Below are 26,298 nucleotides of genomic sequence, written 5' to 3' on the forward strand. Positions count from 1 at the left end.
CCGCTACGCATTTCGCACTTTTTATCGGATTTCGCATCGATTTCAGTGGTTAAGCTATACATATTCCACTGATTTCGTGCATACTGTCTGCCATGACTAGTTCTGGCGCACCGGTTGGCAATCAACCGGAACAGCTGCGCCCGACTGGCCTGGGCGCGGCCACGCAGCTCGATGACCTCTCCAAGGCGATCATCAAGGAGCTGCAGGAAGACGGTCGGCGTTCCTACTCGGCGATCGCCAAGACGGTCGGGCTCTCGGAGGCCGCGGTCCGCCAGCGCGTGCAGCGATTGATCGAGACCGAAGTAATGCAGATCGTGGCCGTCACCGACCCGATCCAACTCGGATTCGCCCGCCAGGCGCTGATCGGCATCCGCGCCACCGGCGACACCACCAAACTCGCGCAGCAATTGGCGGCTATTCCCGCGATCGACTATGTCGTACTGACCGCGGGAACATTCGATGTGATCGCCGAACTGGTCTGCAAAGACGACGGCGATCTGCTCGATCTGCTGAATCTGGAAATCAGAGCGCTGCCCGGAGTTCTCTCGACCGAGACACTCGTTTACCTGAAACTCGTTAAACAGCAATACAATTGGGGAGTCAAATGACTGAACTGTCCGCCAAGGCCAACCGCCACCTGTGGGGGCATTTCGCCCGTCACGGCGCCGGGATCACGCCGCCCATCATCACCCGCGGTGAGGGCGTCACAATCTGGGACGACCGCGGCAACAGCTACCTCGATGGACTGTCGGGGCTGTTCGTCGTGCAGGCCGGCCACGGCCGCACCGAACTCGCGGAGGCCGCCGCCAAGCAAGCCGAAACGCTGGCCTTCTTCCCGCTGTGGTCCTACGCCACCCCGACCGCGATAGAGCTCGCCGAGCGCGTCGCGCACTATGCACCCGGCGATCTCAATCGGGTGTTTTTCACCACCGGCGGCGGCGAGGCCGTCGAGTCCGCGTGGAAACTGGCCAAGCAGTACTTCAAGGAAACCGGCAAACCCGGTAAGTACAAGGCAATTTCGCGATCCACCGCGTACCACGGCACACCGCATGGCGCGCTGGCCATCACCGGGTTGCCGGCGTTCAAGGCGCCGTTCGAGCCGCTCACCCCCGGCGGCGTGCGGATTCCGAACACCAACTTCTACCGCGCCCCCGCACCGTATGCAGACGACTCGAAGGAGTTCGGCCTGTGGGCGGCCAACCGAATCGCCGAGGCGATTGAGTTCGAGGGGCCCGACACGGTCGCGGCCGTCTTCCTCGAGCCGGTGCAGAACGCGGGCGGTTGCTTCCCGCCGCCGCCCGGGTACTTCGAACGGGTCCGCGAAATCTGCGACGAGTACGACGTGCTGCTGGTCTCCGACGAGGTGATCTGCGCCTTCGGTCGCATCGGATCGATGTTCGCGTGCAACGACTTTGGCTATGTCCCCGACATCATCACCTGCGCCAAGGGCATGACCTCCGGGTACTCGCCGATCGGCGCGATGGTCGCCAGCGACCGACTGTTCGAGCCGTTCAACGACGGCAAGACGACGTTTGCGCATGGCTACACGTTCGGTGGGCACCCGGTGTCCTCCGCGGTGGCGCTGGCCAACCTGGACATCTTCGAGCGGGAAGGCCTCAACGACCACGTCAAGCAGAACGCGCCCGCGTTCCGCACCACGCTGGAGAAGCTGCTCGACCTGCCGATCGTCGGCGATGTCCGCGGCGAGGGATTCTTCTACGGCATCGAGCTGGTCAAGGACAAGGACACCAAGGCGACCTTCAGCGATGAGGAAAGTGAGCGGCTGCTGCGCGGCTTCCTGTCCTCCGCACTGCTGGAAGCCGGGCTTTACTGCCGCGCCGACGACCGTGGGGACCCAGTGGTGCAGCTGGCTCCGCCGCTGATCAGTGGCCAGCAGGAGTTCGACAAGATGGAGCAGATCCTGCGCGGGGTGCTCAGCGAGGCCTGGAGCCGACTCTAAGTCGGCCCCCGCGAGCAGACGCAAAATCGCACTGAGCCGCGGACCGCGGCGCGATTTTGCGTCTGCTCGCGCAAGAGGCTCGCGCAAGAAACTGGGCCCTCCCGGGACCTCTACTGGTGGTATTGAGCCACCAGGGCAGCGTATTCGTCGAGCAGCCGCAGGGACTCCTCCCGCGGGCAGGTGGGCAGCAGCAGCGCCAGCTGGCCAAAGCCCAGGTCTTGGGCGGCGCGCCAATAGTCGGGCTTGTTCGGTGTTCCGAACATCGCCAGCGGGACTTCGTGACCGGCGGCGCTGCGTAGTTGGTCCACCCGTTGGGTGAGCTGGTGCACCGGAAGCGGGTTGGAGATCCAGCCAGCGTCATGGCGAACGACGCGTTTCACCGTGGCATCGGAGTTACCGCCGATGTAGATTGGCGGATGAGGCTGCCGCACCGGCTTGGGCCGGCTGTAGGACGGGGGAAAGTCCACGTACTTGCCGTGATATTCGGCCGGTTCGTCGGTCCAAAGCGCCTTGATGGCCTCGATGCGTTCGTCCAGCAACGCACCGCGCGTCTTTGGGTCGGTGCCGTGGTCGCGTAGTTCTTCGATGTTCCAGCCGGCGCCCACCCCGAAGACGAATCGGCCACCCGAAATAAAATCGATGCTTGCGGCTTCCTTGGCCGTGGTGATCGGGTCACGCTGGATGAGCAACGCAATCCCGGTGAACAGTTCGATCTTGGACGTCACCGCCGCGGCGGCGGCCAGTGTGACGAACGGGTCAAGGGTGCGGTAATAAACCCCTGGCAGCTCGCCGCCGCCCGGATACGGTGTTTCGCGGCTGGCCGGGATGTGGGTGTGCTCCGCGATCACCAGCGACGAAAACCCGCGCTCTTCGATCGCACGCGCCAGTGACACCGGATCGATGCTGTCGTCGTTGACGAAGGTGGAGATCCCGAACTTCATCGCACTACCCCTATCTGTCTGCGTCGCGTCACCGATGAGACATTGCGCGCCGACCAATTATTCCGTGGGCAGCGAAACGGCTGCGACAGGGGCAGATTCACTGCCTACCCCGATGGTCGCGAGGTGTGCTGAGCGATCAGCTGTTGCAACATCGGCACGGTCCGGTCCAGTGGGTCGGTGGAGCGTGCGGCCAGGCAGAGAATCACGGCACCCTCGACCGCGGCCACGACGGTGGTGGCCAGCGATTCGGCCGTGTCGTCCCCCACGCCCTGGGCCCGGAAGCGTCCGGCAAGCACCGTCTGCCAAGCGCCGAATACCTCACCGGCTGCATCCGCGGCCGACGGCGACTCCGTGCGCCCGAGCGCGGCGGCCACGATCGGGCATCCGGCCGCGTAGTCGCTGGCGCGCAGGGTCTGCTTCCACGAGTCCGCGAACGCCACCAACGGCTGATCGCCGCCGGCGGCGATGCTGGCCAGAGTGGAATCCATGAGCCGGCCCGCCGTCCGGGTAGCCTCGGTCATCAGCTCTGACTTGCCGCCGGGAAAGTTCACGTAGACCGACCGGCGCGCGGTGCCGCTGTGTTCGAGTAGGTCGGCTAGGCCGGTCCCCGCAACCCCGTTACGGCGCAGCAGCTCGATGGCGCTTTCGATCAGACGCTCACGCGCGGTCATCGTCTCGCCCTTCCTCGGGTCCGCTGGTCGCTAACACACCCATCGGTTGCAGTATACCGATTGGTCTACTAATGTCAGGTAGACCCATCGGTATAAACCAGGGAGAGGACCCCGATGACATCCACACCGCCCGTCGCACTGATCACCGGAGTGTCCTCTGGCATCGGCGCGGCCATTGCAGTGCGACTGGCCAGCGCGGGATTCCGCGTGGTCGGCACCTCGCGCGCACCGCAGCGCTTGGCTCCGATTCCCGGTGTCGAGACCTTGGCGCTGGACGTCACCGACGACACCGCGGTTCGCTCGGTGGTGTCGGAAGTCATCGACAGAACCGGACACATCGACGTGCTGGTCAACAACGCCGGCCTGGGAATCGCCGGGGCCGCCGAAGAGAGCTCGATCGACCAGGCCTGTTCCTTGTTCGACACCAACTTCTTCGGCCTCATCCGCCTCACCAATGAGGTGCTGCCACACATGCGCCGACGCGGCAGCGGGCGAATCATCAACATCAGCTCGGTGCTCGGCTTCCTCCCCGCGCCGTATGCGGCCCTCTACGCCGCGTCAAAGCATGCCGTGGAGGGTTACACCGAATCGCTGGATCACGAACTTCGCGAGTACGGCGTACGCGCGCTGCTGGTCGAACCCAGTTACACCCGAACAGATTTCGAGTCGAACATGTGGGAGGCCGACACACCGCAGGCGGCCTACGCCGACAATCGCGCCGCCGTGCGCGCAGTGGTGGCAAACAAGATTCGCAACGCCGAGTTGCCCGCCGTTGTGGCTGACGCCACGTACGCCGCGGCCACCGACAAACGGATCAAGCTGCGCTACCCCGCCGGTCGCCACGCCCGACAACTCGCGTTGCTCAAGCGCATCGCACCGGCCGCCGTGCTCGATAACGGCATCCGCAAGCAAACCGGACTGAATTCGCCGCGACCGACACCGGTTCTGGCCGAGCGCTGACGGATCACTCAAAGACTCAAAGGGGTCGCCATGACAAACGTCAAAGACGACAAGACGCTCCGCAAGTTCCGCAGGGAGCGTGCGCTCGGACGCTACTTACTCAACCCCGCCGTGAAGGGGATGGGCAAGCTGGGACTGCGAACCGCGCTGGCCACCGAGCTGGAGACGATCGGGCGCAAGAACGGCCAGGCCCGCCGCGTTCCGGTGTCCGCGCAATTCGATGCCAACGGCGCGTGGATCATCTGTCAGCACGGCACCCGCTCGGGCTGGGGACGCAACATCGTCGACAACCCGAATATCCGGATTCGCCAGGGGACTCGGTGGCCTACGGGCGTGGCGGCATTGCGGCCCGACGACGACGTCGTCGCGCGAGGGCGCAAGTTCGGCAGACTGGGAGCAACCGTGGTCAAGGCACTGGAAACCACACCGGTTTCGGTGCGGATCGACTTCACCGACTAGTCGTAGATGACGGCACGTCCCTGCCGCTGCAGCTGGGCCAAACGGTCCCGCATGGCCTGCAACTGTGCGGGGGAATGCCCCGCCCAGTCGGTGAGTTCACCAATGATTCTCACCGGCTCTCGGGTGCGGTAGGAGCGAGTCGGGTTTCCGGGAAGCTTTTTGTCCGTCACGTTCGGGTCGTCCTCTAGCGCACCGACCGGTTCCACGACGTAAGACCCTCACCCGTCGCCAGCTCGGCTCCCCACACCGCCGCATCCAGCGTTTGGGTGACATAGACGTGGTTCGACAGCCGCTCCGCGCCGTAGTTCGACCGGCGCCCCGGCACCAACAGGTCCCCCACCGACAGCTCTGCTTTGGTGCCATGCAGGAGCGCACCCGACTCGTGGACCTCGAAGGGTTTGGGTGCAGCGGGCACACTAATCCCCGTCAGCGGGAACGGCGTTGGGAGTCACGAGGAACTTCTCGCCGGTCGCTCGTTTGACGTATTCGTGGAACGCCTCGGGTTTGAGCATGCCGGCCAGCGAAACCTCGCGAGTGTAGTGACTGGCGAACGTCGTGCTGAGCTCCGCGGCCACCCGAGCTCGCAGCCGAACAAAAGCCTCAGCCCCCGCGCTCTGCAAGAACGTGGTGAGCAACCATCCGCCGACGCCCAAGGCCATCCCGAAGTCCCGCTTGAGCACCGTGGGACTGGTGTCGAGGGAGCCGTAGATGTACACCTGCTTGTGCACGCTCGATCCGTAGCGTGAGTACTCGGCCGCGGTCGCGTTGGCCGCCTGCTCCATGCCGCTGAGGATCTGGCCGGCCAGCGTCCCACCGCCGGTCGCGTCGAAGGCGAGCGTGGCCGATGTCGCCTTGAGAGCCTCGACGAGGTCCGTCGAGAACGACGGCGAAGTGGAGTTGCAGACGTACTCGGCGCCAAGCGATCTCAGCAGCTCCTCTTGCTCGGGCTTACGCACGATGTTGATCAGCGGTATCCCGTCTTTGAGGCAGAGCTTGACCAGCATCTGGCCGAGGTTCGACGCCGCTGCGGTGTGCACAAGGGCCGAATGCCCTTCGCGGCGCATGGTTTCGGTCATTCCCAGTGCCGTCATTGGGTTGACGAACGACGATGCCCCATCTCTGGCCGTGGCCCCGTCCGGCAGAACCAGACATGCGGAAGCGTCGATCGCCCGGTATTGCGAATACATCGCGCCGCCCGCGATGGCCACCTTCTTGCCGATGAGGGCTTGGGCCGCTTCGGACGAGCCCGCGGCCACCACGGTGCCGGCTCCCTCATTGCCCACCGGCAGCGATTGGTCCAGTCGCGCCGAAAGGGCTCCCAAAGTGGCTTTTCCGATCGGGGCGGTGACGATGGGGCGCTGCGCCGTGCCGGTGACCGTCGCGGTAGCCATGTCGGCGCTGGCGACCAGAAGGCCCAGATCCGACGGGTTGATCGGCGAGGCTTCCACCCGCACCAGTACCTCATTGGCGCCGGGAACCGGAACCGCAACCTCGTGCAACGAGAGTTCGAGCGTGCCCTCAGATGTCACCACTGAACGCAGCTCGAGGGCGATCTCAGGAAGGTCTTGGGTCATAGTGGTGCCTCGCTCCTGTGTCGGACGGATGCTCAGAGCATATGAACTCACCGCGGCGCCAATTATCTTCCCGGGCCACAAACCTCATGCTAGACAGGCTTGCATGAGCACCCTTGCCGAGCAGACCCGTTGGATGGACGCAACCGATCAAGCGGCGCTGGTCGCGGCCGGCGAGGCATCCCCTAGCGAGCTGCTGGAGGCCGCGATCGAGCGCATCGAGCGCATCAACCCGGCATTGAACGCGGTGGTGATCCGCTGGTTCGACCACGCTCGCGAGACGGCCAGCGCCGATCTCCCCGGCGGCCCGTTTCGCGGTGTGCCATTCCTGATCAAAGACCTCTATGCGCTCTACGCCGGACAGCCCATCAGCAACGGCAACCTCGCGTTCAAGCAAGCGCATGTCATCGCGGACGCCGACACCACGCTGGTCGGCCGGTACCGCGCCGCGGGGCTGGTGATAGCCGGGCGCACGAACAGCCCCGAACTCGGCAGCCTGCCGACCACCGAACCGGTCGCCTGGGGCCCAACCCGAAACCCATGGGACACCAGCCGCACACCCGGTGGATCCAGCGGCGGTTCGGCGGCGGCCGTCGCCTCGGGCATTCTGCCGTTCGCCCACGCCAGCGACGGCGGCGGATCGATCCGCATTCCGGCGTCATGCTGCGGCCTGGTCGGGCTCAAACCCAGTCAGGGCCGCATCACGCTCGGCCCGCTCCGAGAGGAGAGCGGCATGTCGGTCGAGCACTGCCTCAGCCGCACCGTTCGTGACACCGCCGCGTTGCTCGATGCGACGCGCGGACCGGGCGTCGGCGACACGGTGATCGCGCCACCGCCGATACGGCCCTACACCGAGGAACTCGGTGCGGACCCCGGTCGGCTGCGCATCGGCATCCTCGACCACCACCCCCGCGGTGGGCCGGTCGACGCGGAAGTCACTCATGCGACCCAGGCGGCCGGCCGGCTGCTCGAGTCGCTAGGTCACCACGTGGAGGTGGCATGGCCGGCGGCGTTGGAGGACGCCTCATTCGACTCGACGTTCGGCGCGCTGTGGAGCACCAATATGGGCCTGGCGCAGCGCCGCTTCGAGGAGCAACTCGGCCGTCCCTTGGGCGAGGATGAATTCGAGCTGGTGAACCGGGCCCAGGCCGACTTCGCCAAGCACTTCACTTCCGTCGACTACGCGCTGGCGCTGTCGGCGATCGCTGCGTTCCGCAGGGCGATCCAGTCCTGGTGGCACGACGGCTGGGATCTGCTGCTCACACCGACGGTTGCCTCGTTGCCGGTCAAGCTCGGCACCATCGTGAGCACCCCCGAGCACCCGATGGCGGCGATGCAGCGCGCGGGCGAATTCGTACCGTTCACTCCCCCGTTCAACACCAGCGGTCAGCCGGCCATCAGTCTCCCGCTGGAGTGGACACCCGATGGGTTGCCCCTCGGAGTGCAGCTGGTCGCCGCCTACGGTCGCGAAGACGTGCTGCTGCGCATCGCCAGCCAGCTCGAGCAGGCAAAGCCCTGGGCGCAGCGCACACCCGACATCTGAGCGCACAGCCCGCAAGCGGACAGTTTTGCGCGGTGTCGGAAATCAGCAGGGACCGCTGGGGATCCCGCGGGTGGGTGAGGTCTCCTGACTGGGCATCACCTGAGGGAACGGCACCCGATATGGGGGCACCGTCTTGGTAAACACCGTCACGGTGTCAGGAACGCATTGCACCTGTTGCGGAACGGCTTTCAACGCGGGGTGATCGAGATTCGGTGGTGATGCGTTGGGCGGGACGGCGAAGTTGAATGTCGAGGTCATGTCGCCGGTCACCCCCCGTCGCCAGGTGGTCAGGTTGGGAACCGGCACACCGAACCGTTGCTCGAGCAACCGCAGCTGCGAGGTGTGGTCGAAGATGTCATGCACCATCAGCGGGCCACGGCTGTAGGGAGAGATCACGAAGCAGGGCACGCGATAGCCCAGGCCGATCGGCCCGCGGATGCCACCGGACCCGGTGACCGCGTTGATGTCGGGCACGGTAATCCACTCTCCGGGCGTGCCCTCCGGCGCAGTTGTCGGTGTGACGTGGTCAAAGAAGCCGCCGTTTTCGTCGAAACTGACGATCAGCGCCGTCTTTTCCCACACCGCGGGATTGGACAGCAAGATGCGCAGGATATTGACGATCGCGGTGCCGCCGACGGCAGGCGCCACCGGCACTCCGGGATGCTCGGACACCTGGAACCCGGGCAACACCCACGAAACCTGGGGCAGCCGGTTGGATGCGACGTCGGCGACGAAGTCCAAAGGATAGGTCGGGGCGATGCCGTAGCGGGCCATGTTCGAGCGGGGATCCCGGGCCTGAACGAAGTCGTTGAGCATGCCGTCGTAGCCGATGACGGTGTTGTTGAGCGCGCCCAGCAACTTGTTTTGGTACACCTTCCAACTGATTCCGGCATCGCTGAGGTTGTCGGGCATGGTGCGCCAACTGAAACGGCCCTGCGGCTGGATGTTGGGGTCCACCAGCAGCGGGCCGCCCTGTTCGCCGTTGGGATCGATCCAGGCGCTCATCCAGTACAGCCGGTTGGGCGAGGTTCCACCGATCAGGGAACAGTGGTAGCCATCGCAGATGGTGAAGGTATCGGCGAGCAGGTAGTGGATCGGTTGGTCTTGGCGGGTGTAGTAACCCATTGTCACCGGGACGTTGCCTTGCAGCGTCTGGGCTTGGGCCTGCGCGCCCAGCCAATTGTCGTTGGCACCGTTGTTGAACGCCCGGTGCATGTCGATCCATTGGTGGCCGGGGTCGTTGACACATGCGCCGTTGAGCAGCGGGCCCCTGGTGGTATCGAACCGGTAGGGAATTGTCACGCCGGCGGGGTCAATTGATTGGGTCTGAGGATTCCAGCCCTTTTGCTGGAATGCTGATGAGGGCGTGTCGAATCCGTTGATGCCCGACAGCGAGCCGAAGTAGTGGTCGAAAGACCGATTCTCCTGGAGCATGAACACAAAGTGCTCAATGTCGGTCAAATGCCCAGAGCACGGACCGGCGCCGTAGGCCTTTTCGATCACTGGACCCGCCAAGGACATCATTGCGCCGGCGCTGCTAGCGGCGGCGAGTTTGGCCATGAACTCTCGCCGCGACATGCCATCGACAGGGTGTTTGCTCACCAACATACCTTTCCTGCTGGACGCTGCGGTTCACGGTATATTTGCGGTGGTGATTGGCCACAAAGGTCATCCGGTGTGTCGTGTCCGGATTTTGACGTCGTTCGCCAGCCGCGGTACATCGTTTCCCCATTCGGGGTGCCTTTTGGGAGTTGCCGGCAAATATTGACGCCGGCTATCTGCGTCGCCCTGCGCGTGTGACCGGCAGTGTGCCCGCGGACTTGCCGATGTGGGCGTGGAGGCGTCGTGACGGTGATTTGTCGCGGTGCCGAACCGGATCTTTGGCGCGTGCGGATTCGGCTTGCGCTCACCGCGCCTCGGGTGTCACCGACTCGGCACGGGCATTCGTCGCGATGCCCTCGAGCGCCCATCCCTTCGCAGCCGGACTGTCTTGGGACACTGCAACTTCGGCACCAGAATCAAGGCACGCCCGGCCTGGGGCATCCTTGACGGGGGCGGACCCGACCCGCGGCGAAATCGGCCGCATTCTCTGTGGTGACGCGCGCGCCGAACACCCCATCAGCGTGAACATGGCGGCGCCGCGGGCCAGCGGTCGGCCGAGCACCCGCGTTATCGCGCATCTGTCGCCGTTGGATGTCGCCCCATGGCGTCCACAGCAGGAGCGGGACTTTCCCTGGCAAAAAACTGGGACTTCCAGATGACCATTGACATGCGCCCCGGCCGAATGTTACAATAATGTTAGCCGAAAGCATCTTGCCGTCCAACGCGATCGGCACCAATCCACTGGGGTCGCTGCTGGCCACGTGTGCAGTGAAGTAACTGCCCATCCTGGCGTTGAGGTCGGCGGGGTCTAGCCGAGACAAAACAGCGCGGAAGGTCTTCTCACTGGGCCGCCGGAACCGGACCCCTAATTGGGCCAACACATCATCGGGAGCGGTGGCCGCCCATGTGGCAAAACCAGCATAGCCGCGCATCCCCGCGGCAGTGGCCAGAACCGCGATCGCCAACAAAGCCATCAGCGAATACCTCCGACCGCGTGGGTCCCTCGGGTCTGGCACCGAGGCCAACACATCGAGAAACTCCGATCCGATGAGCTCGCTGCGCTCACCAGGACTCCAGCGGTCGAACACCTCTGGAACCGGCGACACACGCAATACTGAAACGGTAGGCACGGGCAACTCCAGACCAACGACGAACAGTAACCAACTCGATCGTTCTCCAGATAGCCCGTGCCTACACTCCGGCCCCAATAGCGCGGCACCAAAGATCATCAACCCAGCTCACAAGCCTGCTAATCAACAACGCCGGAGCCCTGGCCATCGCCCGAACCCGCCGGTGACAAGGAGTTCCCGAGACCACCAAAGCCCGAGACCACCAAAGATCGGGCGCGGGCAACACAGTATTGCCCGTAACGCCGAAAAGGCGTGGCGGTCACGCTAGATTCTGGTGCTGCGGACAATTCAATGGTGAAGGGCCGGGTGGCATTAGATGTCGTATGTGATTGTGGCGCCGGAGATGCTGGAGGCGGCAGCGTCGGATTTGGCGAATATCGGTTCGGCCATCGGCGTGGCCAATGCGGCGGCGGCCCTTCCGACAACGGCGGTGCTGGCCGCGGCCGCCGATGAGGTGTCGGCGGCCATCGCGGCGGTGTTCGGCGAACACGGTCAGGCCTATCAGGCCTTCAGCGCACAAGCGACGGCATTCCATGCCGACTTTGTTGAAGCCCTCACCACAGGGGTCGGCTCGTATGCCGCCGCCGAAGCCACCAATGCCGGGCAGGCGCTGCTGGGTGCGGTGAACGCGCCCGCCCAGGCGCTGCTAGGGCGCCCGCTGATCGGCAACGGCATCGATGGAACAGCGACGAACCCGAACGGCGGGGACGGCGGGCTGCTCTACGGCAACGGCGGCAACGGATACAGCCAAACCGATGGCGGGCTAGCGGGCGGAAAAGGCGGAAACGCCGGGCTGATTGGCAATGGCGGCGCCGGCGGGAACGGCGGCGATTACCTTGTCGGCGGCGGAGGGGCCGGCGGCAACGGAGGGGTGCTGTACGGCAACGGCGGTACAGGCGGGGCCGGCGGCAGTGGGACAACGAGTTACGGCGCCGCCGGGGTTGGCGGCAACGCGCTGCTGTTCGGCAACGGTGGTACCGGCGGAAGCGGACTTGGTGGCGGCGGCAACGGCGGGAATGCCGTGTTCGGCAACGGCGGTGCGGGCGGCGCCGGGGTAGCCGGCATCGGTGGTAACGGCGGAAACACCTTCATCGGCACCGGCGGTGCTGGCGGGGCCGGCGGCGGGACCATTCTCGGCGGCGGCTCCCACGCCGGTGGGGACGGCGGCAGCGTCGGGCTGTGGGGCTCCGGCGGGGTCGGCGGGGCCGGCACGACCCCGGATGCGGATAGCGGCTACGCCGGAGGTGATGGCGGCAACGGCGGCAACGGCGGGCTGCTCTACGGCGACGGCGGTGCGGGCGGGGCCGGCGGCCTCGGGTCGGATTACAGCTCGGTCCTTTACAACGCGGGTAACGGCGGCAATGGAGGCGTGGGCGGTAACGCCAGCCTCTTCGGTAACGGCGGTGCCGGCGGTGCCGGTGGCGCCGGCGGAACCGGCAGCAGCCTGTCCTACGGAGGCCATGGCGGCAACGGCGGTAACGGCGGCACCGACGGCCTGCTGTTCGGCAAGGGCGGCGCCGGCGGGGACGGTGGCGCCGGCGGAGGAACGACCTTCAGCGGCACCGGCGGTTCCGGCGGCACCGGCGGCACCGGCGGCACCGGAGGCAGCAGCTTCATCGGAAGCGGTGGCACCGGCGGAGCCGGCGGAGCCGGCGGGACAGCTACCGGCTCCGGCGCCAGTGGTGCCGGCGGTGCTGGCGGTAGCGGCGGCTACAACGGCTTCATCGGTGCCGGTGGGACGGGCGGCGCCGGCGGCGACGGCGGGGGCGGCAACCAGGGGGCTGCCAGTGGAGACGGTGGGAGCGGCGGTACCGCCGCCGGCCTGTTCGGTGCCGGCGGCACCGGCGGTACCGGCGGTACCGGCGGTACCGGCGGCACCGGCGGCACCACCACCGCCAATGGCGGAACGGGTGGAGCCGCCGGGGTCGGTGGAAGCGGCGGCGACGCCAGTAGCCTCATCGCTCTTGGTGGCACCGGCGGCGTCGGCGGCGTCGGCGGCGCGACGATCGGCGCGGACGGCGGCAACGGTGGCAACGCCACCGGCCTGCTCAACTTTGGCGGTAGCGGTGGGGCCGGCGGCGCCGGTGGGGCCGGCGGCATGGGCGGCACACCCGGTGGCCAGCCGGGCGCAGCCGCCGTGTCTGCTCTGCTTCCCGGCGGCCTGGCCAGCAGCACTGCCGCTGTCGGCGGCGCCTACCAAGACCTGTTCACCAATACGATCACCAACCTGCAAAGCCTCGGCGCTACCTGGGCCGCCAACCCGGCGCCGTTCCTGGGCCAGATAGTCAGCAACCAATTCGGCTATGGCCAGCTGATCTTCGCGGCGCTCGGCAATGCCACCAGGGACTTCACCCTCGGGCTGGCCGGCCTACCGCCGACCTTCCAAACGGCCTTCCAAGCCGTGTTGGCAGGCGATTTCAGCGGCGCGGCCAGCGACATGGCGGAGGGCCTGTCCAAGCTCGTCGCCACCGGTGTCGACACCAGCGATCTGTCCAACATCAAGCTGCTCGGCCCAGTGGGAGACCTGCTGCCAATCCTGCGTATTCCAGGCGACACCGCATTCAACGTCGCCAACGTGATCCGGACACCCACGGACACAACCGTTTCGGTGGAGTTCACGAGTTATGTTCCGCCCGCGATTACCGGCACCTTCGGGCTGCCAGTGGCGCTGACCCTAGATGCGGCGGGTTCGGCGGTGACCACCGCGAACGCGGTCGGCACCAGCGTGACAGCGCTGACCAACGCCGTGCAGGCCGGTGACTGGCCGGCGGCGATCGGCGCACTCGTCGATGCTCCCGCCGTCGTTGCCAACGGCTTTCTCAACGGGCAAGGCACGATGACCGTGCCGTTGTCGGTACCAATCGTGGATTCGGCGGTCATCAATTTCCCTGTCAACGGGATTCTGGTTCCCCCCCACGACTACACCGCGACGGTGGTGATTGCCGGGTTCTCCTATGACGTGCCAATCATGGGCACGCCCATCGGTGGCATCGTGCCGGGACTGCTGACCTATGCGCCCCAACAGTTCGCGAACGCGATCGGCGCTGCCGGGTAGGCGTTTTGCGGGGCACGCTGGCGGGAGGCGACGGTGCCGCGGCCTCGACGCGGCGTGCACATCACGACCGTCGGGTGCGCCTGCGCGATCCTGCGGCGATCGTGGCCGCATACGCGAAATGCCCTTGCGTCCTACACTCCTGACATGGACATCCTGCGAGCTGCGACCGAGGACATTCGGTTAACCGCCCGCCGATGGCATACCCAGTCCGCCGCACTCGGCGTCGACCCACCACGATCGGCCGGGTTGCCATGTCAGTCCTCTGCAGCGGCGGTGAACGCAGCGCATGCTGCCATCACGATCGCCGCTGCGCTGACGGGGCGGGTGCAGGCAAGTGCAACCAAAGTGGCACAGGCCAACACCGGCTATCGCGCGAATGAGGCCAAGTCAGCGGCGCAAATCGCCGCAGTAGCGGACCGGGCAAGAGACTGCTGACGAATGGCGGCCGCAATCGGATCACTACCTACCTTGTCGAACCTGATGGCCTGACCGACGGAGCATCTGACCGAAGCTGCCGCTTCCTGGACGGCAGCCGGCTATCGTTGGTAAGAGGTGTTCAACCAGATCTGGCGAGACAGTCTGTCAGTCGACTGGAAGGGCATCGGAGCTGACGCGCTGCACACCCGAACCCACGCCGATCACACCAAAGTCAGCGGCTTGGTCGACCAGTTGCACGAGGCGGCCCGCATCGCTCGCGTCGGTGCCTCCGATTTGTACGCGGCCCGGTCGCGGGTTCGGTACGCGGTTGAAGATGCCCGTGACGCCGGATTCGTTGTTGGCGAAGACTTATCGGTCACCGACTACTCAACGGGCGGCTCCCTCGTCGAGCGAGCAACTCGTCAAGCCCAAGCCCAAGCACTCGCCGCTGACATCCGCCAGCGCGCAGGGCTACTGATCAGCCTTGATGGGCAACTCGCCGGCAAAGTGACTACCGCGATGGCTGGTATCGGCAACGTCTTCCCGGCGGATAACCCGACAACTACGACCACGCCTCCGCCTCCCCCGCCGGCAAGATGCGACCCCGAAGACGTTGCAGAGCTCATGCAGAAGGTAGACGAGTGGAACCAGAGAGACGCGCAACTTACCGATGAAATCAATGCATACAACCGCGAAAAGCGGGACTTCAATCTGAACGATCCTGAGGAGCGCAGGAAGGCAGCAGACTACATCCGACGCGGGCAGGAACTGCAGGCGAAGAAAGACAAACTCTTGGATGACCAAAGAGACCTGATTCGGGAGGTGACGGAGTGCGGAGCGAAAATCGTAGACAGCCACATAGAGTGGCCAAACGGATCAACGAGTCCGACTCCGAGCCCGACGCCGCCGCCAACCCCAACTCCGACCCGGTGACTGCCCCGATGCGAATGCCGCGAATCACTCGGCGGCCAGGAAGGGCATATACAGCGGTATCAGTGGTCCTAGCGGCGGCCGCAGTTTTCAGCACTGCCATCGGGTGCGGCCCGGCAGCGACCGACAAGGCTTCGGGCACAACATCACCGAGCGCCAAAGCCACCGACTCATTCGCCCCAGCCCCGCCGGTGATCAACGCGCCGATTTTGACGTCCGCCCCCGCGGCTCGGCTGCAACCAGGATCTCCGATCATGGTTGGCGAGGGAACCGCGACCATGGTGTGCAAGGCCGGCTTTCTCATCGACTACCCCGACCCGAACCGTGCTGATCAGCGACTGCCCGGCTTCATCACCGCCGCGCAATGTTCTCGAGGCGCTACACATGCACCGGTGTCGGTAATGCGGGCCCAGGACGCAAGCCAACCACCTAGCCGAATCCAGGTCGGCGAGATCACTTACGCCGCTCCCGGCACGGAGCAACCAGCAGTCACCAACGAGCCCTGGACAATCCCGACGTCTCCGCTGGCAGTGTTCGGCTCTGGCCGACAAGACTGGGCACTTCCCGTGGACGCCGAGATCAATAACCAAACAGCTACGGGCGCAACGGTTCAGGAGTTGGTACCAGCCAGGCTAAGCAGGGCGTCTGCAACGTGGAGCAATGTCGACGGAGACATCGTGACCGGCCGCGTGCTCGACCCAGTCGAAACGCCAGAATTGAAGAACCTTCCGACTGGTATCGCCCGGGTGGTCCTGGCCGCAGATGATGCAAACAAGCCCATCGAACAGTGGGTACTCGGCTCTCCGGTCACCGTTGATATTGACAACGCGATCTACAACCTAGGCGTGATAGTCGGTGTAGACGAGACCAGACACTGGGTCGTGGTTGACCTCATCAATCCGCTTCTCACTCAACTAGATGCGCGCCTGATCACCACTGCCTAGCGTCCAACCTTCTCGCAGAATGTGGTAGGCGTGACTCTTCAGAGTGTGTTGCGTTCTAAACAGCTTGCTTCGGAATGTTGCCCACTTCACCGAGCGACAACCGGAGGGCCCTAATTGCACCGACCGAGATCACCAGCATCGACTTGATATCTGGTACTCGCATTTGAAGCGTTCTGCGCGATCCCCACTCGTTTGGCCGCTTGACGTGTGACAACGTTTTCGCAGTACCAATGGAGAATCGTCGAGGCTGCCCGACCTGTCGAAGCCGAGTTGTCCTCGCCCGTAGACAGTGAAGTGATATGAGCCATCGTCGGCAATGTCGATACTCAGACCATCATTCGTCCGAAGTCCTAGCTGTATCGGACTGACATCTAGCTGCGCCGATAGTCGATTAGTGTCGAATTGCAGTTGGTCACGTTTATCACCCAAAAAGCGGTCTGCATTCGTCAACTATGTCGCTGTCTACCAATTCCCTGGGTTCGCCTTGACGCCGTCCGGGCCAAGAATCATGTATTAGAGCGCGCCAGGCGGTGGGCCTGACGTCGAGAACGAGTGGGCGCAATCCGCTCACCGCGGGTGCCCACCCCAAGACAGTCGAGTTCTTCAACACCGCTACGCATTGAGACGATCCCAAGGTCCTATTCGCTGGAATCTCGCTCAACCAGAAGCCGAATTGCTCGCTGTCGCCGCTGGCGAGCTGCCGCCCAGAACGGACCTGAGCAACTACTTCATGCGATCGGTGATCGCATCAACTACAGCATTCGCTGTCTGCTCAGACTGCGGAAGACCCAACACCGCCACATCAATCAGTACCGAAGATTGCAGGCGATACATCACATTCCATAGATCCGACTTGAGAGCCACGGTCGAGGGATTCGGCTGAGCGATTGTGAAATCGTAGTGTTTAGCCTGCATATCGGAACATGCTGTCAGCGCCGGAACAAGTCGATCGAACGCGTCGCGCGCCGCACCATCATCCGGATAGATGCCGATCCCCTGTGTGACAACGGCAGCCATATGAGGTTGCCCCGGCCCGGTGTTGATTGTTCCGTTGTATGTCACCGACCGAAACTGTGCCCAGCCGCTGCCGAACGCAACGTTCTGGTCGAAGACCGCCCGGCATGGCCCCGGAGCGTCCGAGTCTGTGTGGCGCGGTGAGCGCACGTCTGATCCCTGCTCTGACGTGAGGCCATCGAAGCTAGCGATACGGCGCACGTCATCGATGCCGACGATCAAGGAGTCGGTAGTCACGCCCGGCGCGGCTTCGGCACTTGTGTTGACACATGCGGACATCGCGGCGACACAACAGCCGATGACCGCCGAGTTGCCCACCGCAGACACCACCGAACGAATCGCGGACAGGCACCCACCCGCAGATCGCCGTCGCCAAAGGAATTGCGAATTCATCGGATTGAAGATCGCAGAGCTCCTATCCCAGGTCAAACTGATCTTCACAGCCCGAAGCGACTGGCGGCTCGCGCGCCGGAACGCTGGCGAGTCCATGGGGTCGCATGGCACAACATGCGGGCAGTTCCGCTGGCGCGCAGAACGACGATAGCCCCGGATTGGCGGCATCGGCAGCCACCGTCTCACCGGTTGCACACTTGGCAGCGCCCCATAGAAGGGTCGCGGCTTCTGGTAGCTACTCCGGCGGTGCCTCGTTGAGGGTGTCACTGTCGGCGGTGACGCCCGCGGTGACATCGAGCCGCATGGCTTCCAGTTCCGAGTCCGCCACCAGATCTTCAATGCAGGCTTGCGAAGCGCCGAGGTAGGTGCTGTCAAAGTCGATTTCGGTGGCTAGGCACCAGGTGTGGTCACCTGGCCAGCACAGGTTGGCGGAGAGGTGCCACGAGTAGCCGCTGTCGGTGCTCAAAGACTGGGTGAGTGCGGCGAGGGGGCCGTGAGCAAGATGGTAGTCGCGGTTGGGAAGCGCGAAGGTCGGTCTGTCATGAAAGGCCTGGTGGAGTTCGCCGCGGCCGGCCCACACCGCAAACCAGCAGTGGTCAGCGCTGGTGGTGTGGTGCGACAGAACGCGGGTGAGCGAGGCGGCGGTGCCGGGAGTCAGCGCTCCTACCGCTGGTGCTTCGTCGAAGAGACCGGGTTGGCTATCGGAGTACCCCGAGGCATATCGAGACCGGTAGCCGATCAATCGGGTGAACTGCATCTGCGGATGGACGATTTTTCGGTTAGCTCGGGCGATCTGAGCCCAGCTCACGGCGTCACCGTGGTTGTCGGCGGGGTGGAACACCCGAGCGTAGGCGGCGAAGGTGTCCGGGACTACCGACCCGACGTTCTCAGCAAAGCTGCGCACGCTTTCGGTCAACCACCGCGCCGGGCCGAGATCATCGACAACCTCCAAACCACCCACGGCAACCACGTCATCTACCGTAAAGCGCCCGGTACAAGATCGCACGTGCTTCGTTTCAAGAAATTCGAGAGTGATCCGATCCCTCTCGCAGAATGTCGTAGGCGTGTCTCTTCAGGTTGTGGTCGTCAGGCTCTCGCCAGTGTCGGTGTAACTGGGTGCACCGGGAAAGCCCGACGTGCAATGGGCCTTTCTTGATCGGCACCTCATAGACCAGGACTCCACCTTGACTTCTTACCGGACGAGAATGCGAAATTGGGTCCCTGAACCCGTTCGGGTCGATCAGCCAAGTTGTCCAGTGCTGATCGCGTGTCCCCGGTGAATCAGTGGGACCGACGATCGGGGACCTCCCACGCCAGTCGAGACTGGCTGCAGTGCGGCGCAATCCGTCAGCTGCGAACCGGCGGCAGCCGAGACGGTCAGCCGTTCCCGTCCGGTTCGCCGATCGCCCGGCCGAGATCACTGATCTTCGTCAGGCCGTAGTGCGCCGCGGTCGCGGCGGTCACGACGATGCCGTTCTTGTTCTGGGCCGGCGCCGGCTGCAGAGCGACCAGCCCCGTTCCCTGTAGCGCCTGGGCGAGCACGGCATGGGCTTGGGGCGGATCCGAGATCGAGCCCCGGCTACCGTCCAGGTACGCGAGGAGGCTGCCCACGTACTCGGGGACCAGGCCGACCGTGCCGTCGCGAAGCAGCGGAAAGTACGTGTCGCGGTTGCCGATCCCGAGGTGCCGCTCGACCAGGAAGCCGGCGCCCGCCAGCGCATGGGCGTAAAGCTCGGCCACGGTGACGCTCTCGGCGAAGTTGGCCGAGCCGACGACAATGGCCGGTTGGTTTCTGCGCGGTGTGCGCGGAGTCAGGCCGTGACGCCGCTTGGTGAGGAATTCCGCCGCCACCGCCGCGGCAGAAGCCCCGAGAAGGACGCGGCGATTGAGCTCGGCGAGGCGCTCGGTTGTGAGTTCCGCGCTCAGGGCGTCGATGCTTGCGGCGAGGTGCTCGCCGTGCGCCGCCCGCAACTCGTCGCGCAGGATCGGCGTGACACTCTCGGCTGGCTGGGCATGGCGGTCATCCTCGAGCAGAACGAAGTCGCCGGCCAGCAGACGTGGATCGGTGGTGAAGAGCACGCCGACCTGAATCTCTCCGGCTTCGAGCGCGTCGACGGTGCGCGGCCCCGCCCGCATCGGTGACGCGAAATTCCTTGAAGGTCAGCCCGTATCGCGCGCGCAGCAGCGGCAGACAAAGCGGTTCGGTTGGACACTCGGGACCGGAGCCGAACACCAAATTCTTGGCCGGGATCACATCCGGCTCCACGCTTTACGGGTCAAGCTTGTCGCTTTCGAAGACCAGGAAGCTCGCCCCCTGCGGGTCTTGCAGCAAGCTGAAGACGCCCTTCGGCTGTTCGGTCGGCTCCGCGAGAACCGCGCCGCCGGCGGCGACCGCGGCAGCGCCAGTCTCCGCGATGTCGGTCACCACGAAGTAGGGCAGCCAACGCGACGGCACACCGGCGTCCGCCGCTGTCAGAGCGCGCATCCCGCCGTTGTCGCGCCCTGCCACACGAATCACCCAGTAGGGCACGGGCATGCCGTCGAGAAAATCGATGCGCCAACCGAATAGCTGCGAGTAAAAGGCGATCGCGGCATCGACATCCGGGGTGGCCAGCTCATTCCAGGTCAGGCATCCAGGCTCGTTCACGCAAGTCGCGCCGAAGGATCGACCGGGCTGACAGAGGTGGATGACGGACCCGTGCGGATCGCGCACGACCACCATCTTTCCTCGGTCTCCGAGATCCAGTGGCCCGGCGAGGATGACACCTCCCAATGCACGGGCGCGGGCGGCCGCTGCGTCGACGTCGGCGACCGAGATGTGCGAGTTCCAGCGCGTCTGATCACCGGCGGGGTCGGCCACAGGCAGGGCATAGAGCCCGGCGACCTCCTGGCGGTCTCGGCACAACACCGTGTACGCGCGCCCGTCTGCCGTGCGCCGCTCCTCCGGCGTCCAGCCAAAGAGCTGGCCATAGAACATTGTGGCCGCCTCCGGCTCGGTCGTGGCAAGGTCGACCCAGCTGAACGTCCCGTCCGCGTACCCGGTCCGCGCTCCCATGAGGGGCAGCCTATCGAAGCACCGGCCACCTGCGGGCCCGTCTAGCTGCAGACGTCAACGACAGACTTGCGCCGCTCGTACGCGTTCGACGAGAGCGATGCCGCCGCTGATCCAACCTTCTGGTGTCCGCGCCGGAACAAGCCGATCGAGCGTGTCGCGCGCCGCACCCTCATCCGGACAGATGCCGATCCGCTATGTGGCGACGGCAGCCATATGAGGTTGTCCTGAGCCGGTGGTGGTTATTCCCGTGTGACGCGGTGAGCGCACATCTGTCCCGGGCTCGTCGAAGCTCGCGACGCGACGCAAGTCATCGACGCCGACACAACAGCCGATGACGGCCGAGCCGCTCACCGCCTCACCACCGCGCGAGCGGTCACTTGCTGGAAACGGCGGACAAGGGATCCGCAAGACACCTGAGTTACCTGCCCGACTTGAAGAACAAGGCGGCCTAGACCCACCAATCGCTGTCCACCGCCGAATACAAGGAGATGAACCGAACCGCTTTCCATCAGGTCGAGGCGGCCAAAGCGATTGTGGCCTCAGCAGGCCCGAACCTTGACATCCGACAAACGCGGTTCCCAGATCGGCGGCCCCTGTGCCACTTCGGGTTACACCATTGGCACAGCGCATGCGCAACGGGGGCGGCGCGAATTCGCCCAACACGTAGTTGCAAGAGCAGAGCTGGCAGGTGCGCGGTCCGCAAGCGCGCTGCGCAGGCAGGAGTTGCCGCCATCGACGTGCGCGGAGACTGTGTCACCGTGTCGGGAGAACTGCAGGGCAGTGTGATCGTCGAGCGGCGTGGAAATCCTCAGACGTACGGAGAGCTCGTGGACTACCTTCGCTCTGCAATAAGGGTGTTGCAGTCTATGGTCGGCGACCCGGCACTCTGGCGTTGGCGAGGTAACCAAGAAGGCGGCCATACATCCGATCCTCGAAACCGAAGCGGTACGGGACACCCTCTTCGAGGCTCTTGCATCTCTCCTCGATGATGCGCTCCGCAAGGTCCGCACTGAGATCAAGCACCGGTATGCGCTGTTCGCCAATGTTGAGAAGCCGAAATATTGGGGCCGCGACGAAGTCCGAGCCAGACGTCGCTGGCCGTCGAGCCGGACTAGATGCACGGCTTCCAGCGGCCGCACCTGCCGAGGAGCCGGCTTCGCTGGCCTATACACACCAAAGCCCGAACGGTGAGCAGTGCTGACACCGATATTGTACGACACCAACGTTAGGGTTGGGGCTGCTGATTCGAAGCCCTGACGCCACAGCGGCCCGGTACGACGGCCGAGCCCCCGTCGGTGATCATGTAGAAATGCTCCAGGCCTGGCACGTGAGTGTGCACGGAGGCTACGCCGTCGCTCGACGTGTGAACCTCGTTGAGGTAGGCGCTATAGCGATGTTGGGCGAGTTTGGCCGCCAGCTGGCTTAGGTGCTCAGATGGCGATGACGGGGCGCTGGTACCGACATATGGGGGTACCGCCCGAAGATACTGTCGGAGTTGTTAATTCGAACGCTGCGCACGCCTGCAGGCTCGGATAGTCGACGAGCAACTCGATAGCGCGCAGACGATCTGCGTCGTCAGCGTGCGTCAACTCGGCTTCGGCCAGTTCGGTTAGCGCGCGATAAACGCTGTGATGCCGAGACAGCGAAGCCCCGGAACCGCGCCGCGAGCCGCCCGCCCGGCGCGGTGGCGTACGCAAGCGTGACGGGTACGTCTAGGTCGGTAGTGATGTCGACCAGCCACACTTCACGCGAATCCACTGTTCAACAGCATTTTTCGGTAGCCGACATGCCACGAGCCTAGGGCGTGGTAACGCGGTCTGCGACCGCCACACCCACACAGCGCAATACCCCGGGCCTGGTGCTTGAATTCGCTGCCGGCCGTCGTCGCCGCGCGGTCACAGGTTGCGTTGGCGGCGGCTAGTCGTGGGTGTGTGTTCCCAGGTGGGTTGGTGTGTGATTGGGATTACTTGTGGTGCAGGGGCTGCGGGCGGGTAGGCATGAATCAGCTATGAGCGCCGAGGGTTTTCACCGAATCACGATTGACAGGCCGATACCGGATCGGTAGCTTCCCTCCAGGTCGGTCGCCGCGGTCGAAAAACCAGCGTGTTGGCTGCGAATACGCCGAAGATCGTTTGTCTGTCAGTGTTTCTCAGGTTTCTAGGAGGCGTTGAGTGTTGTATGGGTTGTTGCCGCCGGAGGTGAACTCGACGCGGATGCATACCGGCGCGGGAGTGGCCCCGATGCTGGCCGCTGGTGCAGCCTGGGAAGGGCTAGCTGCAGAACTGAGCACCGCAGCGACCTCATTCGGGTCAGTAACGACAGATTTAGCCGGCGGCCCATGGCAAGGACCCGCGTCGGTAGCCATGACCACAGCCGCAGCTCCCTATATTGCGTGGTTGACCGACGCCGCCGGGCACGCCCACACCGCAGCAACACACGCCATCAGCGCAGCCAACGTTTTCGAAACCGCACTGGCGACCACGGTGCACCCCGCAGTAGTCACCGCCAACCGGAGCCTGCTCGCCACCCTGGTCGCCACCAACCTGCTAGGACAAAACAGCCCCACGATCGCAGCCACCGAAGCCGCCTATGAACAGATGTGGGCTCAAGACGTCGCAGCAATGACCGCCTACGACAGCGGAGCCCGATCGCTGATCACCGCGTTGAAATCGGAAGAGAAAACACCCCCACCCGGCGATGTCACACTGCCCGAACCAATCCCAACAGCCACACCCAAACAACCCGCTGGTGGTGGGCTGATGTCAGGCCTGGTATCACAACTGGCCAAGTCCGCCATGCCACTAGCCATGGGTTTAGCCCCTGTAGCACTGTCAGCGAGCATGTCAGCGCTCGGGCCAGCCATGTCAGCAGCTGCTGATGGCGCCGGCCCACTGGCCACTGCCGGTGCCGGTGTTGCCGGTAGCCAGGCGGGGGCGGTATCTGCAGCCATGGGCCAAGCTCATTCCGTGCGGGCGTTGTCGGTGCCACCAACTTGGGGGGTATCACCGACCACCAGCGGGGCCAGTAACGCAGTCATGGCTGCGACGCCATCAACGTCGAGCGGTGTTAGTGCTGTTGGTGCGCCAGCCGGTCGCCTGGGGGCACCGATGCCGATGGGCATGCCGATGGGCGCTGCCGGTGCCGCAGCCGCTGGCAGCAGCAGCGGCGGTAGTGGTGGCGGGGTTGCGGTGACCTCATCACGACCCAGCATCATCCCCCGCATCGTCTAGAGAAAAGCTGGGTTTGTTGTGTGTGGGTAGGTGATCGCCGAATTAGACAATCAAAGAATCGGATAGATCCGGGAAATTATGGTGTCTATTATTAATGGAGTTAGGTAATGGTTGAGCGTTTTATGACTGACCCGCACGCAATGCGGGACATGGCAGGCCGGTTCGCAAACCACGCACAAGTAGTCGAAGACGAAGCCCGCAAGATGTGGGCATCCACCCAAAACATTGCCGGTGCCGGGTGGAGTGGTCTGGCATCGACGACCTCGATGGACAGCATGGCGCAGATGAATACCGGGTTCCGCAACATCGTGAACATGCTCCACGGAGTCCGTGACGGCCTGGTCCGTGACGCGAACCACTACGAACAACAAGAACAAACCTCGCAGAAGATCCTGGGCAGCGACACATAAATACCGCGCAACCGCCGGGCCCCGGGGGGTCAGGGCTCCGGCGTTGTTGATTAGCAGGCTTGTGAGCTGGGTTGATGATCTTTGGTGCCGCGCTATTGGGGCCGGAGTGTAGGCACGGGCTATCTGGAGAACGATCGAGTTGGTTACTGTTCGTCGTTGGTCTGGAGTTGCCCGTGCCTACCGTTTCAGTATTGCGTGTGTCGTCGGTTCCAGAGGTGTTCGACTGCTGGAGTCCTGGTGAGCGCAGCGAGCTCATCGGATCGGAGTTTCTCGATGTGTTGGCCTCGGTGCCAGACCCGAGGGACCCACGCGGTCGGAGGTATTCGCTGATGGCTTTGTTGGCGATCGCGGTTCTGGCCACTGCCGCGGGGATGCGCGGCTATGCTGGTTTTGCCACATGGGCGGCCACCGTTCCCGATGATGTGTTGGCCCAATTAGGGGTCCGGTTCCGGCGGCCCAGTGAGAAGACCTTCCGCGCTGTTTTGTCTCGGCTAGACCCCGCCGACCTCAACGCCAGGATGGGCAGTTACTTCACTGCACACGTGGCCAGCAGCGACCCCAGTGGATTGGTGCCGATCGCGTTGGACGGCAAGATGCTGCGTGGTGCTTTACGCGCCAAAGCGACAGCCACGCATCTCGTGTCGGTGTTCGCCCACCGTGCCCGATTGGTGCTCGGTCAACTCGCTGTCGCCGAGAAAAGCAATGAAATTCCCTGCGTACGTGCCCTGCTCACGCTGCTGCCGGGTAGCTTGCGGTGGCTGGTCACCGTGGATGCGATGCATACCCAGGTCGTCACCGCGAAGTTGATCTGCGCCACCTTGAAGTCGCACTACCTGATGATCGTCAAGTCCAACCAAGCCAAAATATTTGCGCGTATCACCGCGCTGCCCTGGGCCGAGGTGCCCACAGCCGCTACCGACGACTCCCGCGGCCACGGCCGTGTCGAGACCCGCACCCTGCAAATCATCACCGCTGCACGAGGAATCGGCTTCCCCTACGCAAAACAAATCATCCGGATCACTCGTGAACGCTTGATCACCGCCACCGACCAGCGCAGCGTGGAGGTGGTCTATGCCATCTGCAGCCTGCCGTTCGAGCACGCCCGCCCTACCGCGATCATGACCTGGATGCGTCAACACTGGGGAATCGAGAACAGCCTGCACTGGATACGCGACGTCACCTTCGACGAAGACCGTCAAAGGGCACATACCGGAAACGGCGCACAGGTCCTAGCAACGCTACGCAACACCGCGATCAATCTGCACCGCCTCAACGGCGCCGACAACATCGCCGAAGCCTGCCGGATCACCGCTTTGACCGCCAACCGCCGCCTAGACCTCCTCAATCCACAATCCCCCAGCTCACAAGCCTGCTAATCAACAACGCCGGAGCCCTGCCCGGGGGGTGAACCCGGGGTTTATTCATCACTGTTTCCCCGCAGGGCTTCATACACCCACCACGATTGTGTTCAGTAATTAGGGAAAAGGGTTTCCATGACAATTAGTTACCAGTTCGGCCAAGTCGACGCTCACGGCGCAGTCATCCGAGCCCAAGCCGCAGCACTTGAAGCCCGCCACCAAGTGATCGTCAGCGATGTCCTACGCGCCGGCGACTTCTGGGGCGGCGCCGGATCAACAGCCTGCCAAGAATTCATCACCCAACTCGGCCGCAACTTCCAAATGATCTACGAACAAGCCAACACCCACGGCGCCAAAGTCCAAGCCGCGGGAAACAACATGGCCACCACCGACACATCAATCGGATCCAGCTGGGCCTAACCCCCCGGAACCGCACCACCGCAGGGTGTGAACCGCCACCCACCCGGCGCCCACACCACACCCGTCGGTGCGTGCCCCCACCCGCCACCCGGCCCAGTCACAGATGCAGTAACTAGTAGTCAAAACCCAAGAAACCCAAGGCAGTACCCGGCTCAGACGCGAACCCACAACGCCGCGAGCCCACCTTCGACGAGTAACCCATCAAATACCGAGTTCATAGTTTGGGGAGTGTTGT

Annotated in this window: 19 protein-coding genes and 4 pseudogenes; 12 read left to right on the plus strand and 11 right to left on the minus strand. The window is 64.3% G+C overall.

Features of this window, described 5'->3' with window-relative positions; genetic code table 11:
* The first annotated feature begins 92 nt into the window (after positions 1-92).
* Entirely contained in the window at positions 93-608 is a 516-nt protein-coding gene (locus MPSD_RS17925) for an Lrp/AsnC family transcriptional regulator (protein ID WP_012395185.1), read from the plus strand.
* Positions 605-1,960 (plus strand): aspartate aminotransferase family protein, encoded by a 1,356-nt coding sequence (locus MPSD_RS17930; protein ID WP_012395186.1) that lies wholly within the window; start codon positions 605-607, stop codon positions 1,958-1,960. Before MPSD_RS17925 ends, MPSD_RS17930 begins: the two co-directional genes overlap by 4 nt.
* A 110-nt stretch (positions 1,961-2,070) precedes the next feature.
* Here MPSD_RS17930 and MPSD_RS17935 read toward each other — a convergent pair whose 3' ends face one another.
* Both MPSD_RS17935 and MPSD_RS17940 read right to left on the minus strand, forming a co-directional pair.
* Positions 2,071-2,901 carry an LLM class F420-dependent oxidoreductase gene (locus MPSD_RS17935; RefSeq protein ID WP_020786855.1) on the minus strand — a complete coding sequence of 277 codons (831 nt, stop codon included), beginning with the start codon at positions 2,899-2,901 and terminating at the stop codon, positions 2,071-2,073.
* Between the two features lie 104 nt (positions 2,902-3,005).
* The gene (locus MPSD_RS17940) at positions 3,006-3,572 is read right to left on the minus strand and encodes a TetR/AcrR family transcriptional regulator (RefSeq protein ID WP_012395188.1); all 567 of its coding nucleotides are present in this window, start codon (positions 3,570-3,572) and stop codon (positions 3,006-3,008) included.
* Positions 3,573-3,686: 114 nt separating this feature from the next.
* Here MPSD_RS17940 and MPSD_RS17945 point away from each other — a divergent pair, with 114 nt between their 5' ends.
* Together MPSD_RS17945 and MPSD_RS17950 are read left to right on the plus strand one after the other, a co-directional pair.
* Positions 3,687-4,532, plus strand: coding sequence for an oxidoreductase (locus MPSD_RS17945; RefSeq protein WP_086085675.1), 846 nt, complete (start codon positions 3,687-3,689; stop codon positions 4,530-4,532).
* Positions 4,533-4,562: 30 nt separating this feature from the next.
* A complete protein-coding gene (locus MPSD_RS17950; protein WP_015356399.1) occupies positions 4,563-4,991 on the plus strand; it encodes a nitroreductase/quinone reductase family protein in 429 nt (142 codons plus the stop codon).
* Here the strand turns inward: MPSD_RS17950 and arr are convergent.
* A pseudogene (gene arr, locus MPSD_RS17955) lies at positions 4,988-5,406 on the minus strand (NAD(+)--rifampin ADP-ribosyltransferase). The gene MPSD_RS17950 and the pseudogene arr overlap by 4 nt on opposite strands.
* Position 5,407: 1 nt before the next feature.
* Positions 5,408-6,565: a zinc-binding dehydrogenase gene (locus MPSD_RS17960; RefSeq protein ID WP_020786852.1), complete on the minus strand. Its 1,158-nt coding sequence runs from the start codon at positions 6,563-6,565 to the stop codon at positions 5,408-5,410.
* A 103-nt stretch (positions 6,566-6,668) separates the two neighbouring features.
* On the opposite strand from MPSD_RS17960, the gene MPSD_RS17965 reads away from it, so the two are divergent.
* Entirely contained in the window at positions 6,669-8,105 is a 1,437-nt protein-coding gene (locus MPSD_RS17965) for an amidase (RefSeq protein WP_020786851.1), read from the plus strand.
* 42 nt (positions 8,106-8,147) lie between these two features.
* On the opposite strand, the gene MPSD_RS17970 is transcribed toward MPSD_RS17965, so the two are convergent.
* Together MPSD_RS17970 and MPSD_RS29555 are read right to left on the minus strand one after the other, a co-directional pair.
* Entirely contained in the window at positions 8,148-9,713 is a 1,566-nt protein-coding gene (locus tag MPSD_RS17970; protein ID WP_012395194.1) for a phospholipase C, read from the minus strand.
* Between the two features lie 698 nt (positions 9,714-10,411).
* Positions 10,412-10,837, minus strand: a pseudogene (locus MPSD_RS29555) (transposase family protein); the annotation flags it as partial.
* A 316-nt stretch (positions 10,838-11,153) separates the two neighbouring features.
* Between MPSD_RS29555 and MPSD_RS17985 the strand changes: the two are divergent.
* The 3 genes and pseudogenes from MPSD_RS17985 (at position 11,154) to MPSD_RS18000 (ending at position 16,183) form a co-directional block, all read left to right on the plus strand.
* Positions 11,154-13,892, plus strand: coding sequence for a PE family protein (locus MPSD_RS17985; protein ID WP_119571740.1), 2,739 nt, complete (start codon positions 11,154-11,156; stop codon positions 13,890-13,892).
* Between the two features lie 501 nt (positions 13,893-14,393).
* Positions 14,394-15,242 (plus strand): annotated as a pseudogene (locus MPSD_RS17995) (hypothetical protein).
* Between the two features lie 251 nt (positions 15,243-15,493).
* Positions 15,494-16,183, plus strand: a complete 690-nt coding sequence (locus MPSD_RS18000; RefSeq protein ID WP_015356406.1) for a hypothetical protein — start codon at positions 15,494-15,496, stop codon at positions 16,181-16,183.
* Positions 16,184-16,324: 141 nt separating this feature from the next.
* On the opposite strand, the pseudogene MPSD_RS30575 reads toward MPSD_RS18000, so the two are convergent.
* The 5 genes and pseudogenes from MPSD_RS30575 to MPSD_RS18025 form a co-directional block, all read right to left on the minus strand.
* Positions 16,325-16,591, minus strand: a pseudogene (locus tag MPSD_RS30575) (hypothetical protein); the annotation flags it as partial.
* 315 nt (positions 16,592-16,906) lie between these two features.
* Positions 16,907-17,515 (minus strand): sensor domain-containing protein, encoded by a 609-nt coding sequence (locus MPSD_RS18010; RefSeq protein WP_020786846.1) that lies wholly within the window; start codon positions 17,513-17,515, stop codon positions 16,907-16,909.
* Between the two features lie 310 nt (positions 17,516-17,825).
* On the minus strand, positions 17,826-18,560 hold the full coding sequence (locus MPSD_RS18015) for a hypothetical protein (protein WP_020786845.1): 735 nt from the start codon (positions 18,558-18,560) through the stop codon (positions 17,826-17,828).
* Positions 18,561-18,967: 407 nt separating this feature from the next.
* Entirely contained in the window at positions 18,968-19,726 is a 759-nt protein-coding gene (locus MPSD_RS18020) for a glycine betaine ABC transporter substrate-binding protein (RefSeq protein WP_015356409.1), read from the minus strand.
* A 133-nt stretch (positions 19,727-19,859) separates the two neighbouring features.
* Positions 19,860-20,567 (minus strand): VOC family protein, encoded by a 708-nt coding sequence (locus MPSD_RS18025; RefSeq protein WP_020786844.1) that lies wholly within the window; start codon positions 20,565-20,567, stop codon positions 19,860-19,862.
* 2,249 nt (positions 20,568-22,816) lie between these two features.
* Here MPSD_RS18025 and MPSD_RS18040 point away from each other — a divergent pair.
* The 4 genes from MPSD_RS18040 to MPSD_RS18060 all read left to right on the plus strand — a co-directional run bounded on the left by MPSD_RS18040 (position 22,817) and on the right by MPSD_RS18060 (position 26,063).
* Positions 22,817-23,875: a PPE family protein gene (locus tag MPSD_RS18040; protein ID WP_086085826.1), complete on the plus strand. Its 1,059-nt coding sequence runs from the start codon at positions 22,817-22,819 to the stop codon at positions 23,873-23,875.
* 107 nt (positions 23,876-23,982) lie between these two features.
* A complete protein-coding gene (locus tag MPSD_RS18045; RefSeq protein WP_015356413.1) occupies positions 23,983-24,285 on the plus strand; it encodes a WXG100 family type VII secretion target in 303 nt (100 codons plus the stop codon).
* 173 nt (positions 24,286-24,458) lie between these two features.
* Positions 24,459-25,661: an ISAs1-like element IS2404/ISMul1 family transposase gene (locus tag MPSD_RS18055; protein WP_420811939.1), complete on the plus strand. Its 1,203-nt coding sequence runs from the start codon at positions 24,459-24,461 to the stop codon at positions 25,659-25,661.
* A 117-nt stretch (positions 25,662-25,778) separates the two neighbouring features.
* Positions 25,779-26,063 (plus strand): WXG100 family type VII secretion target, encoded by a 285-nt coding sequence (locus tag MPSD_RS18060; RefSeq protein WP_015356416.1) that lies wholly within the window; start codon positions 25,779-25,781, stop codon positions 26,061-26,063.
* Positions 26,064-26,298: the final 235 nt, after the last annotated feature.

The organism is Mycobacterium pseudoshottsii JCM 15466, from assembly GCF_003584745.1.
GTDB classification, from domain to species: domain Bacteria; phylum Actinomycetota; class Actinomycetes; order Mycobacteriales; family Mycobacteriaceae; genus Mycobacterium; species Mycobacterium marinum.